Source organism: Paenibacillus plantarum, assembly GCF_013141695.1.
In the GTDB taxonomy this organism is placed as follows: Bacteria; Bacillota; Bacilli; order Paenibacillales; family NBRC-103111; genus Paenibacillus_E; species Paenibacillus_E plantarum.
On the sequence record NZ_WHNY01000035.1, the window covers coordinates 47,350 to 71,057 of the forward strand.

Annotated in this window: 17 protein-coding genes; all 17 read right to left on the reverse strand. The window is 37.1% G+C overall.

The features are described 5' to 3' along the window. Positions 1-179 precede the first annotated feature (179 nt). The gene (locus GC096_RS10870) at positions 180-1,400 is read right to left on the reverse strand and encodes a nucleotide sugar dehydrogenase (RefSeq protein ID WP_171630251.1); all 1,221 of its coding nucleotides are present in this window, start codon (positions 1,398-1,400) and stop codon (positions 180-182) included. 14 nt (positions 1,401-1,414) lie between these two features. Then, entirely contained in the window at positions 1,415-2,701 is a 1,287-nt protein-coding gene (locus GC096_RS10875; RefSeq protein WP_171630252.1) for a lipopolysaccharide biosynthesis protein, read from the reverse strand. Further along, complete coding sequence (locus GC096_RS10880; RefSeq protein ID WP_246302691.1) at positions 2,655-3,311, reverse strand: acyltransferase; 657 nt, start codon at positions 3,309-3,311, stop codon at positions 2,655-2,657. Before GC096_RS10880 ends, GC096_RS10875 begins: the two co-directional genes overlap by 47 nt. Beyond that, complete coding sequence (locus GC096_RS10885) at positions 3,295-4,704, reverse strand: O-antigen polymerase (protein WP_171630253.1); 1,410 nt, start codon at positions 4,702-4,704, stop codon at positions 3,295-3,297. Before GC096_RS10885 ends, GC096_RS10880 begins: the two co-directional genes overlap by 17 nt. A 3-nt stretch (positions 4,705-4,707) precedes the next feature. Next, positions 4,708-5,904 (reverse strand): glycosyltransferase family protein, encoded by a 1,197-nt coding sequence (locus GC096_RS10890; RefSeq protein WP_171630254.1) that lies wholly within the window; start codon positions 5,902-5,904, stop codon positions 4,708-4,710. A gap of 59 nt (positions 5,905-5,963) precedes the next feature. Continuing rightward, entirely contained in the window at positions 5,964-7,088 is a 1,125-nt protein-coding gene (locus tag GC096_RS10895; RefSeq protein ID WP_171630255.1) for a glycosyltransferase family 4 protein, read from the reverse strand. A gap of 33 nt (positions 7,089-7,121) precedes the next feature. Further along, on the reverse strand, positions 7,122-8,225 hold the full coding sequence (locus tag GC096_RS10900; protein WP_171630256.1) for a glycosyltransferase family 4 protein: 1,104 nt from the start codon (positions 8,223-8,225) through the stop codon (positions 7,122-7,124). Positions 8,226-8,533: 308 nt separating this feature from the next. Beyond that, entirely contained in the window at positions 8,534-9,256 is a 723-nt protein-coding gene (locus tag GC096_RS10905; protein ID WP_312886241.1) for a GNAT family N-acetyltransferase, read from the reverse strand. 18 nt (positions 9,257-9,274) lie between these two features. Continuing rightward, the gene (locus tag GC096_RS10910; RefSeq protein WP_171630257.1) at positions 9,275-9,904 is read right to left on the reverse strand and encodes a sugar transferase; all 630 of its coding nucleotides are present in this window, start codon (positions 9,902-9,904) and stop codon (positions 9,275-9,277) included. Positions 9,905-9,908: 4 nt separating this feature from the next. Next, a complete protein-coding gene (locus GC096_RS10915) occupies positions 9,909-11,135 on the reverse strand; it encodes a DegT/DnrJ/EryC1/StrS family aminotransferase (protein WP_171630269.1) in 1,227 nt (408 codons plus the stop codon). A gap of 74 nt (positions 11,136-11,209) precedes the next feature. Beyond that, positions 11,210-13,030 (reverse strand): polysaccharide biosynthesis protein, encoded by a 1,821-nt coding sequence (locus GC096_RS10920; protein WP_376769490.1) that lies wholly within the window; start codon positions 13,028-13,030, stop codon positions 11,210-11,212. A 25-nt stretch (positions 13,031-13,055) separates the two neighbouring features. Beyond that, positions 13,056-13,745: a CpsD/CapB family tyrosine-protein kinase gene (locus GC096_RS10925; RefSeq protein ID WP_171630258.1), complete on the reverse strand. Its 690-nt coding sequence runs from the start codon at positions 13,743-13,745 to the stop codon at positions 13,056-13,058. Further along, positions 13,726-14,484, reverse strand: coding sequence for a YveK family protein (locus tag GC096_RS10930; RefSeq protein WP_171630259.1), 759 nt, complete (start codon positions 14,482-14,484; stop codon positions 13,726-13,728). The genes GC096_RS10925 and GC096_RS10930 overlap by 20 nt, the downstream gene beginning before the upstream one ends. A 129-nt stretch (positions 14,485-14,613) precedes the next feature. Continuing rightward, a complete protein-coding gene (locus GC096_RS10935) occupies positions 14,614-17,067 on the reverse strand; it encodes an S-layer homology domain-containing protein (RefSeq protein WP_171630260.1) in 2,454 nt (817 codons plus the stop codon). 35 nt (positions 17,068-17,102) lie between these two features. Beyond that, complete coding sequence (locus GC096_RS10940; RefSeq protein ID WP_171630261.1) at positions 17,103-17,873, reverse strand: tyrosine-protein phosphatase; 771 nt, start codon at positions 17,871-17,873, stop codon at positions 17,103-17,105. 523 nt (positions 17,874-18,396) lie between these two features. Further along, complete coding sequence (locus GC096_RS10945) at positions 18,397-20,451, reverse strand: S-layer homology domain-containing protein (RefSeq protein WP_171630262.1); 2,055 nt, start codon at positions 20,449-20,451, stop codon at positions 18,397-18,399. A gap of 71 nt (positions 20,452-20,522) precedes the next feature. After that, positions 20,523-23,708 (reverse strand): beta strand repeat-containing protein (locus tag GC096_RS10950; protein WP_171630263.1); only part of this gene is annotated, 3,186 nt, incomplete at its 5' end.

The following is a 23,708-nucleotide window of genomic DNA, read 5'->3' on the forward strand; positions in this document are numbered from 1 at the left end:
AGAATATTCCACAGAAAGTGCGTGAAATTTATTCTCCCAGTCAAGAGCTTCGCAGGAAGGAATCTCCTCTTTCCAAGACAGCAACTTGCCCAACTTAACTAGAATACACATTTTGATCTCTGCTTGCCGTGTGTCGTATACTAACCTGTTTTTCCTGACCCATCCCTACTTACTTTTATTTATAATTTATAAGCAACATCATAAGTACAAATATTTTTTGTATCAAAAATAAGTTTATCCTTTATAAGATCCATATTATTTTTAATATGATCGTGTCCCACCATAATAACAATTATTTCTATCTCATTTAAGAAATCCTCGAAATTCATAAATTGATGATCAACAATTCTTTTCTTCACAAAAGGGTCAAATACTTTAACACCAAATGCCAAGTGTTCATCCATTCGCTCTAACAATTGAAGTGTTGGACTTTCTCTTGTATCGTCAACATTCTCTTTATATGTTAACCCATAAAGACCAACTTTCGATATATCTCTTATATCATGTTCTCTCATAATATCTCTGATTCGGCCTAATACGTGTCTTGGCATAGAATCATTTATTTTTCGTGCTGTTAATATTAGATTAGTTAGGTCAGGATAATCTCCAACTAAGAACCATGGGTCTACAGAAATACAATGCCCTCCCACACCAGGACCAGGAAGTAATATATCAACTCGTGGATGTTTATTGGCAATTCTAATAATTTCATAAACATTCATTTTATCCATACGACAGATTTTTGCTAATTCATTCGCAAATGCAATATTAATATCTCTATAAGTATTTTCTACAACTTTCGACATTTCGGCTGATCTAATATCTGTTATCACTATTTCCGCTCTGCAAAAATGTGCATACAATCCCTTTACTTTTTCACCGATTTCAGGACTATCTGCACCTATTGTTCTTGAATTATGTTCAAGTTCATAAATCATATTGCCAGGAATAATTCTTTCAGGTGCATGTAATAAATGTACATCTTCTCCAAGAACCAACCCTCTTTTTTCTATTTCAGGGCGTACATATTTATCAATTGTACCTGGAGAAATAGTTGATTCAATGATTATTGCTGCACCTTTCTCACAAATATCAAGAACACTGTTTAATGCTGAAACTACATACTTCGAGTCAAGTTTTTTATTCTCTTTAAGATATGGAGTTGGTACTGCAATAATATAAGTATGTGTTTTTTGATATTCTGTAGTAAATTCAATTCCATTTGCAATAGCTTCTTGAAAAAGTTCTTTTATACCTTTTTCTTCAAAGGTCAGTTCCCCATTAATCAATGTAGTTACTAGTTCAATATTATTATCAGTACCCACTACCTTAATTCCATATTTCGCCATCATTAGTGCTGTAGGTAGACCTATGTAGCCTAAACCAATAATGTTAATCATTTAATTAAACCCCTCTATTCCCTTATAGCTTTAACTGAAATACCCTTGCTTAATTTATAAATATATAAATAGAAAATTATATAAATTAATGAATAAGTCGCAGTTATAATAGTTAGGAACGTATATATATCACATCCCATTAATTTGCAAATCATATAAGAAACAACCGATGCTACAATAAATAGATTAGATATATAAAATTCCGCTTTTTGTTTCCCTGAGATAATCAACGCTGGTGCTAATGCTGAAACAATAAACCTTAGACCATACATCGGTGAGAGTATTTGAACATAAACACCCGCCTCATTCCAGCTCCCCCCGAAAACTAGTCTGAATACAAAAGGCCCCATTATAAATAATAGTATTACCATAGGTATTGATAAACACAAAAGAAAAAGGCTTATTATCTTTAACGAACTCCTATAATTACCTAACAATTTATTTTCTTCAAATGCTCTTTGAAAGAACACTTTAGATACATTCATACTAATCAAATTTAAAGGTAGCCCTAAAATCCTGTAGGAAATCGCGTAGAATCCAAAAATTACAAGTCCAAAAAGATCAATAATAAAGAAATTTAAGATTGAGTATGCTGCAGTATTAATAAAATGTGCAGGCATAGAGAATTTTGGTAAATCTTTATATTTAATTAATGAATTTTTTATTCCTGTAAAATTAACTTCCTTTAGTTGAATTCTATTCCTATATAAATGTTTTCCTTGTCTTTTAAACCCAACTAACATTCCTAGTAATTGAGATAATAATAACCCTATTGATCCAAATTTCAGAAGCCCAAAGACCAATACCCCAACATTTTGAGCCAATGTTCTAGTTACTGTTACAGAAGAAATAATTTTAAACTCTTTATACCTATTGTTATAGGCTGTTAAGATATTAACAAACACTGTAAGAAATAATACACCAATTACTAAATAAGCAAATCCTCCAACTTCATCTGTTATCTGTAAATTATTTGATAAATAAATCTTAAAACCTATTGTAATTAATACTAAAAATGTAAAGGAAAAAAAAATACTTCCAACAATTAATTGCACGACTTCTTTTTCATCTTCTGCAGCTACAATTGCCTGATCATATTTCCCACACAAGACTGGCCCAAAAATTGTTACTACAGTCAATATTAAAGTGTATATACCTATCTCTTCAGGCGCATATAGTCTTGTCATCAAAGGTGCTACAATAACTGTTATGATTTGAGCAAGAAAAGACCCTATTGCTAATTGATAAATATATTTAAAATATTGCGAGTCTAGAAGCGCCTTTTTCAGTTTTATTTGCATTTGATAGCAGTTCCTTTTCTAAGTCTTTTATTTTTTTTGCAGGAACACCACCAATTATGCAGTAACCTTCTTTAAAACTTTTAGTAACAACTGCACCTGCACCAATAATGGTACGATCACCTAAAATTACTCCAGGTAGAATTACTGCATTCATTCCTATCCAACAATTTTTACCGATAATAATGTCTTTAGGTTCGTCATGTGCATCTAAATCATATGCATTATGATTTTCAGTAATTAACCCAACGTTTGGCGCAATATATGTACCTTCTCCAATTACAATTCTTCCGCCACTCCAATTCTGAAAATAGCAGCCCATGTGTTGAAAGTTATTTATATCATTTACATTAAAAAAAATGTTATCAGTTTTTCCGATTATGTTATTATGTGATACTGGGTATGGAACATGTCTATTTTTACCTAGCAACTTTTGAAATAATAAACTTCTCCAGCACCATTTCCAACCTTCAATATTGTTATCAAACCAGCGTCCTTTAAGAAATTCATTATTAAAGAATAAAGGCATCATCAATTTTGAAAGTAAAATAAATATTCGATGTATAAACAGTCTCATTCTCTTACTATATCCCCCATCAACAAGTTCCATCATTGATATGTCTCTTATTCTTAAATCTAATTAAATTTACTATAATAGCAAACAGTAGTACCATAATCATGTCATATCTATTGCGGAAGAAAGAATCTAAATCAGCATATGGAACTAAGATAAACAAAATTAGAGCAATTCTTAAAGTAATAAAATAAAACTTATTTGAATGTAATTCCCCTATTATTACATCCATTTTTTTACACAAGATAGCTACAATAACAAAAATTATTAGTATACCAATAAATCCAAATTGCCTAATTCCCAAGGTTATTAAATCGGTTGGAATCCCACCTTGTATATCAGTTCCAGAATAATATTGTGTTATAAAGTAATAACCTGATGTAACTTTCGTTAGACCGAAAATACTTAAAATAGAAGTTGGGATGATATTGATAATCCAAGTAAAATAATCCACTCCCATTCTAAATCCAAAGGCATCATTAATATGATGTACATTTAATAAATTTAGATATGGAAAAGCAAATTCATTTATAAATGAGCCAAAATCAGACGAACTTTCTTTAATATATCCATAACTTAAATAGAAAAAAAGATTATCAAGATGTTTAAGCAAAATAAAACCTAGAATAGAATACACACACATATAAAAAAACGGATGTTTAGATTTTCTAAAGGCATAATCTATAAAAAATGTTAAGCCAAACAGTAATACTCCTAACCTACCTGCGCTAATAAGAAGAAGAAACATACTTGCTAAAATTGATAATAAAAGGAAAAGGATAATAAGAAAGCTTCGTTTAATTCTTAATGCATAAACTAAGAAATAAGTAGAAGCAAGTGAACTAACCATTAAAACTATAGCGAAGAGTCTATTTTGAGGTATTAAGAGTGAATTATCACTTCCGTATGCTCTTAACTGATCTCCCATTGCCAATGCATTCAAGATACCCCCAAGACTATTAGCAATAAGTAACTCAGCAAAAACACCGATACTTAATGAAGAAACACCCGCGAAAACTGCAAACTTATACACGTTTTTTTCTTCGTTTACATTTAGATTCAAAAATCTTTTTTCTCTGTTCTCGGTTTTAGAAAACTCTGTAATCTTATTACTTAGTTTTATTTTAGAAGTAAACCTTATACGATAAACAAACATAAACACTGAATAAGAAATTACAGTATAAGAAAATGCATAAAATATGTCATGGGAGTCACTTAAACTGATCCGTAGTACGAACCCCACTAAACCGGTTGCATTCATGTCTATGTAGATGTGTATAAAAATTGGAATAAAGATATAATACAATATAAATGCTGCCTGAAAAAATATGAAAGCATTCAGGATTCTCTTATGCTTATACTCAGTGAGCAAATTATAAATCGCTATTATCAACAATAAACTGTACAAAGATACTACTAACCAAGTTGCCATTTATTACACTCCAGTTTTAACAATTACTTTTGCGTTTATGTTAATAATTTTACTTACAATATTCTCAGAGCAAAAATCTTCCACTATAAATTTTGTGTTTTCAAATTCTTTATTTTCAATCCGTGTAATTTTTTCGAAGATTTCATTTTTATTATTATCAGCAAACACATAGCGATTATAATTATTAAATGTTTTCAACAGTGTCTCTTTTTGTCCATCAAGTATAAATAAAATTAGCTTATTAGTACCTGAATATTGATAAATTTTACCTGGGATTTGTGTGCCCTCAATATTACTTAGATGAACGAGTACATCGCATTTTTTTTCAAATTCTTTTGTTTTCTCGAAAGATACTCTTGGGTAAACTTTGATTCGATCTGTACTCTCAATATTAATATCGCTTAATCCACATATAATTAAGGAGTGTCTAGAATTATTTATTGCATCATAAAGAGGTTGGATATCTCTTATTTTTGATGAATAATCACCACTGTATAAAAATGTTAAATTTTCTTTAAAACTATCCCTATTAGGATATATCTCTTCCTTCACATACGGAATCGGTACATAATCCATTTTTATAGCATAGTTTGGGTATATCATTTTCTGTTCGTTCAATGTCAATTTTGATACGTAGATTATTTTATTTGCATACTCAAAGAGTTTTTTCTCTTCTTTTTTGATTTTTGAATTCAATAATTTATTGCTTCTGGTTATATCCGACAAAAATGGATCTCCCCAAATTTGAATCCATGGTGTTTTACTTACTAGTCTTCTTTCAAACATTTTTCTAACAAAAAGATGCGATGATTTAGGATCAGAAGAAGAGATAATTAAATCGTATTTATTATCCGTTATATCAATTTTATCCTTTGTTACATAGTCTACTACACCTTTAAGATTGTCATAAATTTCAAAGTATTTTATTAAATTGTAGGCTAGTTTTTTTAAAGGTTGTATTACTTTAAATTTCCTACTGAGTTTTACAATATCTTGTATACCGCCCAACTTAAGATAGCTTACATTTAAGTTACTATATGATAAACTCTGATCATAATTCGAATGATTTTTATCAAATTCGGTCGTAATAAGATCTACTTCATGTCCTATTTTTAATAATCCTTCAATTGTCGCACGGTTTCTTATCGAAGAAGAAGTATTAATCTCTAAAGGTCTGGAAACCACATATAAAATTTTCACCTATTTATCACCTTCCTTTACCTTAAAGCGTAATACATACGAATTCCAACAAACTTTCTTTATAAATTACTGTAAAGATCTATTAATCTCACTTCCATCTCATCCCAACTATATTTATCCCTGTATAAATTCTTCATTTTAGACGATATTTTACTCCATTCCTCTTTCCGTTCAACTAACTTCTTAATAGCCTTCTCTAAACTCTCTCGGTTGTAATCAATTACTTCACCGAAACCATTAGTTATAATAGTATCATCCATCCCTGTGTTCTTCACCATAATAAGCGGCTTTCCTAACATTAATGCTTCGTAGAATTTATTAGGTGCTGAATAATAATGATTTGGTACACTCGGATCATAAATCGCAGTCATTAGATCACAACTACTTTCTAATTCTAATGTTTTATGGTATGGAAGCTTGCCATAAAAAATAATATTGTTACTTTCCAATGCAGCTTTTTCTAAATAATTTTCATACTCCCCGAAACCCCCAACATGAAACTCGTACAAAGGATTTTTCTTTACAAATTCCACAATTTCACGTATAAATCTTCCATCTCCAAGAATCCCAACATAAACTATTTTTGTTATATTGGGATTCAAATTCAGAGCTTGAAAACCCGCTTCCATACTAGCCGGTGTATTATGTATTACGGTTAATCGTTTTGGACTCGTACCTTTAATTTGTTCGCGCCTTTTATCTGAACATATAATGACAGCATCCGCTGTATTTATAATGGCATGGTCTTGATAAACAATATACTTTTTAAGTTTGAGAGGTACTCCAAATGCATCTACATAATAATCGAAAATATCATAAACCAATTTTTTCTTCAATATCTTTGCAACTATATTTGATATAAAAGCAGTATCAAAATCACAGGCATGGATAACATCATACCGATGTTTGTTTCTTAATAACCAATTAAACACCCTATTTTGAAATTTTAGCAATGGTAATAAGTTTTTTCGAATACCACCACCATAAGTGGCAGGTATTCCTAAACGATGAATCTTCACATAACCAATGTCTAATTTTAAATGAGACTCTATATGTTTATATTTTCCGCTTCGATCCCATGCGAGAATTTCAACTTCATGCCCTGCTTTAATAAGACTATTCACTTCCTTTTCCACCCTAGAATCCGGATCGACAGGATTAGAACGTACAAATATAACCCTCATTCATAGACACTCTTTTCTACTGATAAATTGTAATTAAAGTGAACTATATATTTCTCTCATTTTATTTTTTATTATACTTGAATCATACCTTTTCACTTCATCTTTATTCTTCACACTCATGTCCTTACGCAACTTAGCGTCCTCTAAAAGCACTTGAATCGATTCTGAAAATCCATTTATATCATCAGGACTTAAAAGGTATCCTCCAACACCATTTTTTATTAAATCTGTATTCCCTCTTATTTCAGATGCAATAACTGGTAAGCCTGCTGACATTGCTTCCATAACAGAAACAGGTAATCCTTCTTGATAAGAAGGGAATACAAATACGTCAGAAGCGATACAGATTTCCTTGATGTCGTTTCTAAAACCTAGAAATCTGACTTTCTCTTGAATTTCTAAGGAAACAGTAAGTTCCTTTAAGAAGCTCTCCAATACTCCTCTACCACAAATTAAAAGCACAAAATTTTGGTTTTCTAGTTTCACTATTGCCCTAATTAAGGTCTCAAGATTTTTCCGTTTAATAAGTTCACCTATTGAAAGTAATACAAATGTATCATCTGATATCCCTAATTCCATACGCTTCATCTCGCGATTGAGTGCAGTATTATTAAAAGCATCCGTGTCCACACCAATTCCTGGAACGTAGTGTATTTGTCCAGCTTTAAATTCATTAGCTTTTTTGAAATCTTCCTTGTTAATTGTAATAAGATGATCTGTATACCTTGCCAACAATCTCTCTACAGGGTAATATATTGCCCAGTTGATAAAACGCGCCCCTTTATAAAAATGAAACCCATGAGCAGTATATATAACAGGACAATTTCCTACAGCCTTCGCTGCTAATCGTGCCAATACTCCCCCTATTGGGGAATGGCAGTGTATTGCATCAAATTTCTCAGATTTCATAATATGTTTAAGTTGGTAGTATGCTTTAGAATTTTTAAATGAAAATGGTGATCGCTCAATATCAAAATGATGCCTAATAATATCTAAAGTATCCAACCTCTCGTTTACATCATTAAAATTCGCAGCAGCATGGATCTCATATCCTAACGATTTCAGAACTTCTATATTCCCTTGTTCAAACAAATAAAACTGTCTGCTTACCGATGAAACAATAAGAATTTTCTTCATTTTTCCCCCTAACTAACTATTTACATCAATTTTTGATGAAACCCTGCTTGCTTTCAACTAACTCTATCATAAAAATAAATTCAGCCAAATTCACACTCATATACCAACTTTAATTTCCTTTATATTATTGTGAAATGCTACATATTCTAATACTTTGAAAAAACCAGTGCCAATGCCTCTATTTGTCTCTGTGTGAATAATGCTATAAGTTTAATTACAGACACAATACCATTTTCCCGGACCAAAAAAATTTACCTGCTAACTATTTAGACAATACGTACTTATTTCGTCTAAAACCCTAGACTAAATCACATTCCATTATTCCACAAGTGATATACTTGGTGACAACCAATTTGCTTACATCCTACCTTATGATAAAAGTTTATTGCTGCCATATTTCGAACCTGAGTACCAACTTTTATTTCTTTTATTCCGCGCTGGCATGAAAATTCTTCAACCGCCTTAAACAATTCTGTTCCTATCCCACTCTTAGAACTAACCTTAGAAACAGCAATAAGCTCTACCACACAACTATTTTCAAAATACGAATGCAATAAAAATCCGTTTACTAGACCATTCTCATTCTTTGATATTGCAAAAAACTTCTCTGATTTACCAAAAGAATTTATTAACCATTGGAGATACACTTGATCACCGTTCCGGTTGGCCAACTCACTATCCTCAGTAAACTTTGAAAATTGAAAATCCGCCAGCTCGAGAATTTGATCATTATGATCTAGAGCTTGATGTACTACAATATTCGATGATACTCTATCTGGCACTTCCAATGTCTTCACAAATTGTATATTCACATCTACTAGGTATGCTGAGGTATCACTTCCAATTAGTTGTGTATTCACTGGCTCAGAATTTCTATTCTCTATAGAAACAAATTGATATTCACTAAACCTATTTTTTAGTAATTTCCATTCGTTCATTGTAAGCGGCTTATGTAAGATGGCTTTTGCACTAGTAATTCCAAAGAAATCTGTATCCCAAGCTAAATCATAAAATGTTACTGCATTTCCCACTATTGGAACCCCCACTTCTTACAGGCCAATACCACTATTATCTACCTTTTTTGCACTATTCTCTGTTACAAAAACATCTTCACGTTTTATTACAGATACCGCTGTTTTTAAGAAAATTTTAATATCAAGCCAAAAAGATATATGGTCTACATAATAAATATCATTTTGAATTCGCTCTTTCCAAGGAATCGTATTCCTATAATAAGCTTGATTGAAACCAGTAACACCTGGTCTGACTTCTAACTTTCGTTTTTCATTTCCCTCATATAGGGCTTCGTGTTCTGGCAAGTCAGGTCTTGGTCCAATGATACTCATATCGCCATTGATTATATTTAACAATTGTGGTGATTCATCCAAGCTCGACTTACGTATGAACTTCCCTATTTTAGTTAATCTAGGATCATTCTCAGCATTAAAGGTCGATCCATCAGCATTGCGTAGGTCAGCGGCATTCATTTTCATAGATCGCAATTTATACATCATAAATACCCTGCCATTTTTACCAAGACGTGGGGCATTGTAATATATAGGTCCTTTATCTTCCAAATATATTATTGGCCCGACTATACACAAGATAATAATTAAAAACGGTAACGTAAGTATTGCGAGCAAAATATCAATTATCCTTTTGAATACAATCCTATACATCGTGTTACCTCACTTGAAATTCAATTAGCAAATTTTTAAAAGTAGTAGTCACATACTCTACATCATCATTACTTAATAATGTATGAAGTGGTAATGTAATTTCATTTTCATACATACTAAAGGCATTTGGATAATCTTTTATATCAAAGCCTAAATTCTGGTATGCTGTAAACATGGGTAATGGCTTATAATGAACATTGCAAACAATCCCAGCCTCGGCCATCCTAACAATAATCTCATTTCGATCAACTACTCCTATACCAGGTATCCTAGTTATATAAAGATGCCCAGAAGAGGAGAAATTTTCACTGTAATGAACTAAAGTTTGAACCCCCAATGGTAGAAGCGCACTATCATACATTTCAATAATTTCTTTTCGCTTACTCATTAAGTCATCATATCTATTTAACTGAATTAACCCAAACCCCGCCATAATGTCGGTCATATTGCACTTATAAGCGGGATAAATAATATCATACTCCCAGGAGCCCTTTTGTGTTTTTGCCAGAGCATCTTTAGATTGTCCATGAAGACTATAAAGCATATATTGCTTATATAACCATTCATCATCTAAACCAATTCTATCTCGCCAAACAACTGCACCACCTTCAGCTGTTGTCAGGTTTTTTACCGCGTGAAAAGAGAAACAAGTAAAATCTGCAACTTTTCCGCATTTCATTCCATTTGCTTCAGCTCCAAAAGCATGTGCACCATCAGTCATAACTATTACTCTATCAAACAGCTTTTGAAGTTCATTATTTGCTTTAAATAGCTCTTTTTTGCTTTCTATTACTTTGTATATTGTTTCGTAATCGCACATTTTCCCTGCTAAATCAATAGGAATGATCGCTTTCGTTTTTTCAGTAATTGCATCTGCTAGTTTGTCATAATCCATCTCAAAGGAATCCACTGCAGTATCTACCAAGACAATTTTGGCACCAACATGATCAATAATTGAAGCAGTTGCAGTATAAGTGTACGCTGAAGTAATAACCTCGTCTCCAACACCAATCCCTAGAATACGTAGTGTAAGTTCCATTGCAGCTGTTGCTGAATTTAAACATACAGCTTTATTTGTACCAACATATTCTGCTATCTTCATCTCAAATAATTTAGTTCTTGGCCCAGTCGTAATCCAGCCAGACTTCATTACTTTTATTACTTCTTCGATTTCAGCATCCGTTATATCTGGAGGAGAGAAAGGTATATTTCTCATGTTAATATTAATCATATCAGTGTTTATCATATTTTCCCCCTCATTAGCTAAACGTATTTCGTAATATCAAACTTACTAGCAATATCCCTCTAACCCACATTACTAAAACTCGGCACCAAATGCTTCACAGCCTCATAGACGGTTCCATGTTTATCAGCAATTACTTTTTCTAATCTTACAATCTTCAAAGCTAGATCACTTTGACTAATCTTCAAAGGACTTCCCACGAAGATCCGATCGTGCGTGGTATTCCCAAGCCCTTCTTCACTTAAAAGCAGTTCTTCATATAGTTTCTCCCCAGGACGGATGCCAGAGAATTGAATCTCCATGTCGATTCCTGGTTCGAAGCCCGATAGACGAATGAGGTCGGTAGCTAGATCAACGATTTTGACCGGTTCACCCATATCTAGGACGAAGATTTCTCCGCCTTTCGCGAATGCGCCTGCTTGGATAACAAGCTGAACTGCTTCAGGAATGGTCATGAAATAGCGCACCATTTCTGGGTGCGTGACGGTGACAGGTCCGCCTAAGGCGATCTGTTCTTTGAAATGCGGGATCACACTACCGCGACTACCTAGTACATTGCCAAAGCGCACGGCCACAAATTTTGTTTGACTTACAAGGTCCATGCTTTGAATAATTTGTTCGGCAATCCGTTTGGTAGCTCCCATGATACTTGTTGGATTAACAGCCTTATCTGTAGAAATGAGAACGAATCTCTCAGCATTAAATTGATGGGCACATTCTGCAACATTTCGGGTGCCGAATACGTTATTCTTAATAGCTTCTGCTGGATTGCGTTCCATGAGGGGAACGTGTTTATGAGCAGCTGCATGGAAAATAACCTTTGGCTGAAAAGCTTGAAAAACTTCCTTCATCCGTTCCAAATCCTGAACATCTGCGATCACTGGTTCTATGTGTAATGTTGGAAAAAGTCTATGTATTTCTTTCTCGATGACATAAATACTGTTCTCACCATGGCCTAACAGAATTAACTTTTTCGGATGAAAAGGTGCAATTTGTCTACACAACTCGGAACCGATGGAGCCGCCGGCACCTGTGATTAGAACGACTTTACCTTGTACATAATTAGCAATGCCATCTAGATCAATGTTAATTGGGTCACGGCCAAGTAGATCTTCTACTTGCACATCGCGAATTGCATTTATTGTGACTTTGCCTTCAATCAAATCATTAATCCTAGGAATAATCTTCATTTTGGCTTTCGTATGTTTGCATATCGTAATAATTTCGGATACTTCTAGCTTGGAAACTGATGGCATTGCAATAATAATTTCGTCAATAGCATTGGTTTCTACAATTCGAATAATCTCAGTGCGGTCGCCTAAGACAGGGACCCCCATAATGATGTGCTTATACTTAGAAGGATCATCATCAACGAAAGCAACAGGGTATACGGGAGAATTTGAATTATATTTCAATTCCTTCGCAATTAAGATCCCACAGTCTCCTGCCCCAATAATCAGAGCTTTCCGTTGGTTGGATTGTTTCTTATTATATTTATCTCTAACTACTCTCCAAACAAATCGGCTTGCCCCAATAATGAGGATCATATTCTCCATAACTCGGACGTAGACAGCGAAGGGAACCTTGGGCTCATGTAACAAAATCATAATGAAATAAGACAGTGTACAGGTAGCTACGACTGCTTTGAAAATTGATATGACTTCGCCTATACTCGCATATTCCCATACGCGTCTATACATTTTGAAGTAGACTAAACAAGCTGATCCAACAACCATGGATATCGCTGAGTATTCCATCCACTGTCTCATATAGGCAGCAGGAATATGCAATTCAAACCTTAACAAATAGGCAATCAAAACGCTTATCCATATCAGAACCATATCGAGCAAAACGAGTATTGTCTTTTTGCTGCCTAACTTCACGGAAATCCCTCACTCGTAAATAATCTTATTGACTTTCTCCATAATAATAGTAATAGTAAGCATCCTTGTTTTTACGATCCACATTGTTCAGCACAACGCCAAGAATTCTTGCTCGCACATTATCTAGGTTTTGCTTCGCTTTGAGTACAGCTTCTCTCTTCGTTCGATCCGAATTAACAACCAAGATTACGCCATCCGTACGAGAAGCAATGATCTGTGAATCTGTTACAGCAATCGCAGGTGGAGCATCGATCAGTATGATATCATAGCGCTGTTTCAACTCATCGATCGTGCTTACCATCTTCTTAGAAGCAAGGATCTCGGATGGATTAGGTGGAATTGGCCCAGAAGTAATAATCTGTAAGTTAGGAATAAACGTGTCTTGAACTACTTCGCGAATGGTTAATTGATTCGTTAACAGGTTGGTAAGTCCCCATCGATTGGATACATGTAAGGTATGATGCATGGTTGGTTTTCTGAGATCACCATCGATGATCAATACTTTCTTATCTGTCTGCGCATAGGCTACAGCTAAATTAATTAGTGTGGTTGATTTCCCTTCACCGGGACCAGCAGATGTTACCATGATGACCCTTAGCTCCTCATCGATAGATGAGAATTGGATGTTCGTACGAAGGGCTCTGTATGCTTCAGAAATAGGGGATTTGGGATTCTGATGCGTAATAATGGGCCTTTTATTGGTTGAGTTTGACATCCGATCGTCCTCCCACTACTTGTTCGTTAGTTTGTTTGCTATGATGATTTTGGAAATCTTCTGGTCTCATCTTGGTAATCATGGCTAGGGTTGGCAAGCCGAGGAATTGTTCAACCTCTTCCTCTGTCGTCAATTGATCGTTCAAGTATTCCAATAGGAAGGCAATTCCTAGCGCAATCATTAATGACACTACGAAGGCAATAGCTACATTTAACTTTTTATTCGGCTTCACAGGCACAGGATTTTCAATATCTTTGGCCTCATTCAGCAAGGAAATATTATCAACTTTCATAATCTTAGGGATTTCATCTTGGAATACGATCGACACGGCATTGGCAATACTCGCTGCTCGAGCGTACGAAGGATCCTGTACAATTAGTGTCATAACTTGTGTATTGTTAACTGAGCTCACTTTGACCGTATTCACGAGCTGCTCAGCAGTCATTTTCAAATGTGGGTATTCGGCAACGACTTTATCCATAATTCTTGGCGTACGAATAATTTCTTTATAAGTGTCGATGAGTCTGATATTTAAATTGACTGTGTTGATGTCAACTTGAGATAGACCTACTTGATCATTTGATTTATTGACAATTAACTTGGTTGAAGCCTGATAGATAGGTTGCATAAAGAAATAGCTGATAATCCCCGTTGCTACTGTTGCCAGAACCACAATTGAAAGTATCATCCACACCCTTTTCTTGATAATCTTCAAGTAATCTTTTAAATCCAGTTCCATGCCATTCCCTCCGTCTACATGATGTCATGTCTCGCCTTGGCTGTTGGTCTCATCATATTTTTATTAGAAAAGATAAGGAATCCCCCTCTATCTGATAGAGATGAGGATTCCTCCTGAAATATACGGTTTCTATTTGTTCAACAATCGATAGATAACAACCGCGGCTTGAGCACGAGTAGAGTTAGCATTGGGATTAAATACATTGCCTTCCTCGCCAATGACAATACCTTCACTTGCAGCAAGCGCAACGCCAGATTTCAAAGATGCGTTAATTGCATTCACATCTGTGAATCCTTTAAGTGCTTCGTCTACCTTAGCCGGGCTCAAGGAAATCCCTTTAAGTGCAAGCGCTCTGGATGACATGACTGCCATTTCAGCACGTGTGATATTGCCATTCGGATCAAACTTCCCTGCTTCTTTACCATTCACAATGCCATTCTTAACAGCGGAAGCCACGTAGACTTTGAACCAATCCGAATCATTCACATCGGTAAAGTTCTCTGTTGCAGTTGCACTTTCCAAAGAGAACGTTTTTACGATCATTTTCGCGAATTCAGCACGTGTTACTTGACCGTTCGGTACGAAAGATTGATCTGCACGACCTTCTAGAATACCTTTGGATGCAGCAACTTGAATTTGTCTGCCAGCCCACGCCTTAACCGAAGCTGTGTCGCCGAATTCAACTTTATTCTCGACTACTGTATACGTAGAGAATCCTGTACGCAGTGCATTCAGAACGCCATTCTCATAGCTGCCGCCGTAGAATTCTAATTTGCCATCTACGATTTTGGCTAAGGATAACAACTCTGTATCGAATTTGCTGCCGTTAGGAACTGGAATCGTTACTTCAACAGGTGTATTGAAGTTACTGATATGTGTGCCACCAGCTGTAAATTCAAATTCATATACCCCAGCTGCTACAGGCAATTGTGTTGCACTTGTTGCTACTTTGGAATCTTGATTCGTCACTTTAAGTGAAGTATCTGCTCCGAACTCAGTTGGGCTTACGCCTAATGAAAGGCCATTCATGGAAATGGCTACTGTATTTACACCATTCGCAATAGCTGCATCCAGCAAAGCTTTACCTAACGGAATTTCCGTTGTTTTGGCAGTGATTGAACCGAAATCAAGCTTAAGTTGAATCTTCTCAACTGTTGCATTCGGATTCAATTGTTTCAATTGATCATTTAAAACTTTGGCTTTCGCACCAATTTCTTTCACCTTGTCCGCAAGCTCAGTTACATTAAGAGTCGGTTTAGCTGTGTCGCCTTCAACCTTAATCGACTTGCTCAGATCTAACGTCGCTAGTTCTTGAAGTGCATTTTTCACTGCTTCTTGAGCTTTTTGGAATATCTCTTGTTTCTTTTCTTCGGATGCGCCTTCGAGTTCTTTGGCAAGATTGTTCAAATCTACTGTTCCTGGATCAGGAGTAACTGGACCGCCGCCAGTACTACCACTAGAATTACCATCTGTATTACCACCAGTAGGTACCTTCAACGAAACAAGATGATTGTCATCGGAAATATAGAGTAACAAGCCAAAATTGGAATCTCTAGCTTCTACTTTTGCAACTGCATCTGTATTTCCAGTTAGAACGAATGCGCTTGTAGCTTCGTCATAACGAATACCTGAGCCAACTGGTGCACTCCACTCAAAGGAATCGGAAGGAAAAGTGAATTCCAAACTACCATATACTACTTTAAGTAGTGGCTTTTCAGATGAAGTTGTGCTTCCCGCAGCTTTTGTGTACTGAATTTTATCTTTAAGAATATAACGTAGTCCAGCAGATTCGATAGCCGTTCTAGCATCATGAGCAACCGTTGAATTGGATGCTGCGTCTATGTAGTTAGCAATTCGGTTCTGGACAGTATTCAGATCACTTAACGTAATGCCATAAGCAGTTAGTAATTTAGAAATAAGCAATCCACTGTTTGCAGCTACAACATCAGTTGTAACAATCTCATTTATTTCTGCCTTAAGGGCATCGGCATTTCCAGATGCAAATGCACTTGCTGCTGCAATTAATAATTCACTGGTTTTGTTATTAAGAGCAGTCATTGCCGCAGATTGGAAAAGCTCGACATCACTCTTCTTCAGACCATCTGGATGATCAATACCTTCAAGTCCTACTGATGTGAACAGTTCACTAATGGCATCCCTGTAATCTCCATTTGAAAGCAATGCTTCAATTGAAGTACCGGTTTCATCATAAAATAGTTCTAGCCCACTAATTAATTGATAAATAGCGTCATATTGAATACTTGGGGCCTTAATTTTGATTTTATCCCAAACCTCTTTTGTCAGCGCATATTGTTGATCTTTATCTGTTACTGGGTGTTCTTTAACATAGTCTCTAAGTGTCCGAATACTTGCAATACCTGATTCATCTTTCGCAAGTTCAGTATGTAGAGCATTTACTTGATCCAGATAAGATGTTGTAGAAACTGTAGCAGCAGAAGCAATCCCTGCCGTAATACCCAGTTTATTAGCTAGACCTTGCTCACTCAATGGAAGTCCAGCAATGGATGCAAACATGATGCTTGCTGCCAAAGTTGTAACAGTTAATTTCTTTTTCATCGTCATGCTAAAATTCACCTCTTTAAATTAGTTGTCTTGCATTATTTGGATTTCCAAAACTGAAACCATTTTGGTCTCGACCAAACAGGCGATTGTGTCTCAATAGAAAGGTTATGTATGATCCTGTTGGCATTGTTTTGAAAAGAACTCACAATTGCTTGCCCTAGCTCTGAACGCAAAGCATCATAACCTTCGGACAGTGCAAACCCACGATTAGTTAGGTTGTGCGCGTCAGAGGAAATGAAATGAGCTAAGTTGTTCCTGCATAAATCAAACGAGAGTGATTCAATGGACTTACCGAAGTGACCGAGCAGGGAATGAGCCGTCACTTGACTCAAGGCACCTAGCTGCACTAATTCGAGCAACTTCGTAGGATCCTGGGCAATCTCACGATTACGCTCCGGATGTGCGATAATTGGCACGATATCCAGTAGCAGTAACTCGTGCATGACTTCATCTATTCCCGCAGGTATTCGATCTGATGGGAATTCCATAAGCAAGTAGCGTGAGCCATCTAATGTGGTAGTGCGCCCAGCTTCAACATCGTCAATTAATCCCCGATATACGCGAATCTCTTGACCTGGATGGATATGAAGAGAAATATTCCTGTTATTGAGCTCCTCTTGAAACAATTTCACTTGCTCTACAACTAAGGTTGCATCGTTCGTGAATCTACCATTTTCATGATGGGGGGTAGCAATTACTGTATGTATTCCTTGTTCCACGGCTGCCCTTGCCATGTGAACGGCTTGCTCCAGATCAGATGCCCCATCATCTAAATCTGGCAGAATATGACTATGTATATCAATCATAGGAGACCCCAATCACGTAAACAAACGATATAATTTCGACAAAAAATCAGGTTTTCAACCATATTTCTCCTAAATCCATTATTGAAAGTGTAACATATATACGATGTGTTGCCTACCTTAAGGACTAGGTATCAAGTACCAAATTTACGATTTTTATGGAATATTAATCAAATTTTCACCTTTGTAATAGTTCCGAATCTTATGTGCAATTATGGCATAATCTCTATATAATATCCCAGAAAAGTTTATAATGTCTCTCTTTATCATATTATTCGACAAATTAAAACAAAATTATTTTATTTTCGACAATATTCCCCCATCGATTAAATGGTTGAATTTTCTGTAAATTATATCATACACTTTAAAGCTACATAAATTCAGAAAATTTCTCTCAACCCATTAACTAACCAAAATTTATCCATTTTATCCCCCTTTATTGTGAGAAAAAGAAAAAAAAAAGCACCTGATGTAGGTGCCTTCCCTTATGCTGGATTAATTCAAGTACTAATTATAGTTTCAGCTTCTATTTTTCAAATAATATCAACATTACTTTTGCCGCTTGCTCGCGAGAGGCCACTTGGGACGGAGATAAAGTCGTATCAGAGGTTCCACTCAATAAGCCTTCCCGTACACTAAGTGCCATATTATTGGTTGCCCAGTCTGAAATCTCATTTCTGTCACTAAACAAAGTCAGTATTTTTGATGAATCTGCATTAGTCACAGTTTTCGTATTTTTTACTTTTTCCAAAGCGCGCCCGATCATTGTCGCCATTTGTTCACGGGTAATTTTTGCATTCGGCGCAAATTGCTCTGAAGTAACTCCGTCAATGAAACCGGCCTTATAAACGGATGCAACTTCATTGGCATACCAAGCATCTGTCGCCACATCTTTAAATGGCATAATAGAAGAACTAGTAGTAAGGCCAAGCGTATTAGACAGCATGACAGCAAATTCCGCACGAGTTACGTTTGCCGTAGGATCAAATAACGAATCACTGCGGCCAGTTACAATCCCCTTGGCGAATGCTTGCGAAATGTAAGTTTCCGACCAACGGCCCTGTACATCGTCAAACGATTTATTAATTTGCATCAAAGTGTACGTACTAAAGTGACTAACGTTGAATTCAATGGAATTCGTTTTTTCATTGTATTTGCCGCCTGGAATAAGTTCCCATTTTCCTGTCGTAGGGTTAAAATACTGTGGTGCAATTTGATTAACGTCTACTTTTGACTTATCTACTCCATTTAACGACATACTGATGACAATCTTATCACTAAACTGATTGTTTAGCAGCGTTTCGGTATTGTCATCCTTTGTGGAGGATACATTCAAATCATTCACAGGAACATTTATCGTATCTGCATATGACGGTTTTTTATCTAGCAAAGATTTAGAATCAGTTGGTTGACTTACTCTGACTTCGATCGATTTTACTTTATTGGAATCGACAACTGGTAAGGAATTAGGGCTAAATTTTAAAACGACACCATCGATGTTGACAACCAAGTTTACGTTCTTCGTCTTCAAATCACTTAAACTAGAAGAAGGAATCGTAACATTCGTAATGTCTCCAACTGTTGTATCTTTAGACACTTTAATAATCACTTGCTTTTCCAATTTATTTACCAAATCCGAGAAATGATTTTGATTCAGCAAATTTGACAATGCGTTTGTCGTTTGGTCAGCACTCTGAATTTGTTTCTGTAAAGCATCAGCCTCTACAACGATCTTGGTTTCTTTTCCGCTGGTATTCATTTTAAACTGCGTAGAATCTAGGGTTCCAGCTTTTTGATTGACTGAATTCACCAAATCGATGACGGTCGTCATCAGCTTTGAATCATCGGAAAGACCTTGGTCATTCGTTAATTTTCTCACAGACCCAGCTAACGGTATAATTTTCTCCGTCAATGCGATGGATTGATTTACGGCACTCACTTTGGAAGAAAGTGAAGCCATCAATGTGATATTTTCCAGAATCGACTGAAGGACCTGCTTGGATTTATCCGGGTCTGTAAGCGTGCTTAGCTCTGTTAAGATCTTATTTAATTGTTCAGAAGCGGTGTTAATCGCTTCTTGTATCTCTTTGTCTGATGCATTTGAATTATTGATTAATTTAAGTGAATTCGTGATTTTAACGAGTTGATCTGGGTCATTCGTAGTCACAGGACCAGGACCACCAAAACCACCACCACTGCCACCACCAACAGTAGCAACTTTAATCACCATAGGTGTAGCAGTTATGGAACTTGTCGAATTCCCATTTCCGCCGACAACGATCGTATATTGCCCTATCCAGCTTCCTAATGTGAATGTCAACGTTGTATTACCTGTGCTATTGGACTTGGCTGATTTGGCATCTGTATAGAAAATGCTTCCATTACTATCAATAACTTTCATCACAATATCCCATTGGACAGGGGACGTTACAGTTACTCGCACTGTGTCACCTGGGGCATAGGTGGACTTATCTGTTTGTGCTTGCAGATTGACAACAGCAAAGACAGCTGAAGTTAATGTAAATGCGCACACCAGGAGCAAGGTAAGAAACAAACTAAAAACACGTTGGGTAAATTTCAATTGATTTCATCCTTCCCTTGCAATATGAGAGGGAATTCGCGAAAGGATTTCGCAAATTCCCCAGTTCAAATTTATTGTATAACTTTTTCTTCCGCAAGAAGCTTCTGAATTGTGTTTATATTGGTATCTAAGCTATCGTAGATAAACACAGTAACAGAATAGTTGGAAAGTTGACCTGGTAATCCATAAAACTTTTGTTCGAAAGATTGACTATTTTGAGTTAGATCTGCAGTGATTGTCGTAATTTGAACAGGAGTATTACCATTCTTTAACACAAATACAATCACTTCATTGCCTGCATGATCGTTTATCTTGTTGATTGTAACATTGGCTGTGATCAAGCCATCACTAGAGGAACGAACAAGAGCCCCCCCTGCAATCTCATACTGTCTGCCGTCGAAGCTTCCGCCCAACACAACACTTGAATTCGTTACTGCGGAATTCCCAAGAGCGTTTTTCATTCCACTTATTGTTAAATTGGTATTACCATTTGTTGTCAATGTGGATCCGGCTGGATTAACAACTGTAATTGTTAAGACTTTGCCGCCATTTGACCAAACCCCGTTATAATCAGCACCTATTACTTTGCCATCAAAGCCCACAATGCTGTCAATAGCTGCTTTGTTCATTGTACCAGACTTGTTCGTAGCTTGATCGAAAGTAATGGTAATTGTTGAGCCTACAGTTACACCGGACTGAGCAATGTCATAACTGGCTGCAATCGCGCTAACAACGACTGGCGCCGCGATGTGGCCAAATGTGCCTTGAATTTGATATGTGCCTGTCACCATAGCAGTTCCGGTTACATCCATAATACCTAGGGAGTCAAGAGTAATCGTACCGTTATCTTGCAAATTCGGATTACTTCCTAAGGTAATAACTAATGTTTTGGCATTCGTCCAGGTTGCCGATGCTCCGGTTCCTAGAATATTGGACAATGCATTAACTATTGCAGAGCTGTTCGTATCTGAAGCAAACGTGATCGTGAGTTTGTCTCCCGTTCCAGCGCTATCGTTGTTTCCTGCGTCAGTAGCAACCACCGCATTCACGCTTGGAGCCAACGCTTGACCGAAAGTTCCATCTAGCGTTTGTACTAGATCAGTAAGCCAAGCCAAGTTATTTCTATCTTTAATACCAAGATTAGTCAGATCAATTTGATCCCCAACTTTAATTGTAGCGCCATTGGTAACATGGATCGTCAACGTCACTCCGTCCGAACTCCATACAGCTGTTGCACCAGTTCCAAATGTGTGGCCGTTGCTCACTTTAATATCCCTAGGATCAATTGAAGGCTTATTAGTTGCTGTGTTGAAAATAAGTGCAATTGTATCTCCTGCACCTGCGCCTGGAGCCCCACCATTCATCGCTATCGCATACAAGTAGCGAGGAAGAATACCCGGAGTAAAGGTTCCATCTAATACCACCGCGTTCGTGTCTGCCGCAGGTATTGTTCCAGTCACATCTCTAATGCCAAGGCTGCTAAGATCCAAGGAATTACCGATTGCTAAGTTCGCGTATACGGCACTGCTTACCGAGCCATAAGTGGCTAACGTAATCGTTAAAGTCTGCGGTGTTGTCCAGAAAGCTGTTGCGAAATCACCTAGCGTACCATACGTAATGCCTGTAACCGTAACAGCTCTCAGCATCTCTGTTGTAATCACTGCTTCATTCGTTGGACGGTCAAACATGATAACGATCTTATCTCCATAGATACCAGTCGTTCCATCCGCATCATAAGCAATTGCAGAGAGTACTGACGGAATTGATGCTGTGCCAAAGCTGCCTTGGAATGCCATTTCGCTTACTGCCGTCAAATCCTCTTGTCCAGTAGCATCCTTAATTCCGTGGCCGGCAGCAAACGAGAGTGTATCACCGTTTTGGATGGTAGCCGACGAACCCAAAGTTATCGTCAATACGGTGTTCGTGCTATCCCAAGCATACGTAGAACTGGTTACTGTCGCAAGCGTTCGAACGCCGCCATCTACTACAATCTTCGTCGCATCGAAGTGACTGTGATCAACAGCTCTGTCAAATACGAATACCAGTTGGTCGCCTGTCGTTGTAACATTACCATTTGAATTGACCGCATAGATTAGCTTTAAGTTTGGTGCTACGGCTTCGCCGAATGTTCCGCTAATCGTTTTGGTTACTCCAGCCAATTCAATTTGACCCGTGGTGTCTTTAATACCATTGCCTGCAGCGATCACGATGCTATCGCCTATCGTTATAGTCGGACTAGTGCCTAGTTTGATCGTCAGTTGGAGATTATCTGTGCTCCAAGTGAACGCTGCTCCTGTACCGAATGACCCACCGCTCAACGCACTGATCTTGGTCGAATTGAAGCCACTACGATCTACTGGCGTATCGAAAACTAGCACAATCTGATCGTCTTTCGCGATTGCCGCTGTTCCATCACCGTTTACAGCCGTTACGCTGGTTACTTGCGGCGCTACTGCAGCTCCGAAGTTACCGCTAATCGTTTTGGTTACTCCAGCCAATTCAATTTGACCCGTGGTGTCTTTAATACCATTGCCTGCAGCGATCACGATGCTATCGCCTACCGTTATAGTTGGACTAGTGCCTAGTTTGATCGTCAGTTGGAGATTATCCATGCTCCAAGTGAACGATGCTCCCGTACCGAATGACCCACCGCTCAACGCACTGATCTTGTTCGAATTGAAGCCACTATGTTCTACTGGCGTATTGAAAACTAGCACAATCTGATCGTCTTTCGCGATTGCCGCCGTTCCATCACCGTTTATTGCCGTTACGCTGGTTACTTGCGGCGCTACTGCAGTTCCGAAGTTACCGCTAATCGTTTTGGTTACTCCAGCCAATTCGATTTGACCCGTGGTGTCTTTAATACCATTGCCTGCAGCGATCACGATGCTATCGCCTACCGTTATAGTCGGACTAGTGCCTAGTTTGATCGTCAGTTGGAGATTATCCGTGCTCCAAGTGAACGATGCTCCTGTACCGAATGAGCCACCGCTCAACGCACTGATCTTGTTCGAATTGAAGCCACTACGATCTACTGGCGTATCGAAAACTAGCACAATTTGATCGTCTTTCGCGATTGCTGCCGTTCCATCACCGTTTACAGCCGTTACGCTCGTTACTTGCGGCGCTACTGCAGTTCCGAAGTTTCCGCTAATCGTTTTGGTTACTCCAGCCATTTCGATTTGACCCGTGGTGTCTTTAATACCATTGCCTGCAGCGATCACGATGCTATCGCCTACCGTTATAGTTGGACTAGT

What these genes read in the sequence shown, in the direction of transcription:
- GC096_RS10940 (WP_171630261.1), bottom strand. Translation starts at nt 17,873, where the DNA reads ATGATTGATATACATAGTCATATTCTGCCAGATTTAGATGATGGGGCA.
- GC096_RS10880 (WP_246302691.1), bottom strand. Translation starts at nt 3,311, where the DNA reads ATGATGGAACTTGTTGATGGGGGATATAGTAAGAGAATGAGACTGTTT.
- GC096_RS10885 (WP_171630253.1), bottom strand. Translation starts at nt 4,704, where the DNA reads ATGGCAACTTGGTTAGTAGTATCTTTGTACAGTTTATTGTTGATAATA.
- GC096_RS10915 (WP_171630269.1), bottom strand. Translation starts at nt 11,135, where the DNA reads ATGATTAATATTAACATGAGAAATATACCTTTCTCTCCTCCAGATATA.
- GC096_RS10900 (WP_171630256.1), bottom strand. Translation starts at nt 8,225, where the DNA reads ATGAAGAAAATTCTTATTGTTTCATCGGTAAGCAGACAGTTTTATTTG.
- GC096_RS10875 (WP_171630252.1), bottom strand. Translation starts at nt 2,701, where the DNA reads ATGCAAATAAAACTGAAAAAGGCGCTTCTAGACTCGCAATATTTTAAA.
- GC096_RS10910 (WP_171630257.1), bottom strand. Translation starts at nt 9,904, where the DNA reads ATGTATAGGATTGTATTCAAAAGGATAATTGATATTTTGCTCGCAATA.
- GC096_RS10935 (WP_171630260.1), bottom strand. Translation starts at nt 17,067, where the DNA reads ATGACGATGAAAAAGAAATTAACTGTTACAACTTTGGCAGCAAGCATC.
- GC096_RS10930 (WP_171630259.1), bottom strand. Translation starts at nt 14,484, where the DNA reads ATGGAACTGGATTTAAAAGATTACTTGAAGATTATCAAGAAAAGGGTG.
- GC096_RS10870 (WP_171630251.1), bottom strand. Translation starts at nt 1,400, where the DNA reads ATGATTAACATTATTGGTTTAGGCTACATAGGTCTACCTACAGCACTA.
- GC096_RS10925 (WP_171630258.1), bottom strand. Translation starts at nt 13,745, where the DNA reads ATGTCAAACTCAACCAATAAAAGGCCCATTATTACGCATCAGAATCCC.
- GC096_RS10895 (WP_171630255.1), bottom strand. Translation starts at nt 7,088, where the DNA reads ATGAGGGTTATATTTGTACGTTCTAATCCTGTCGATCCGGATTCTAGG.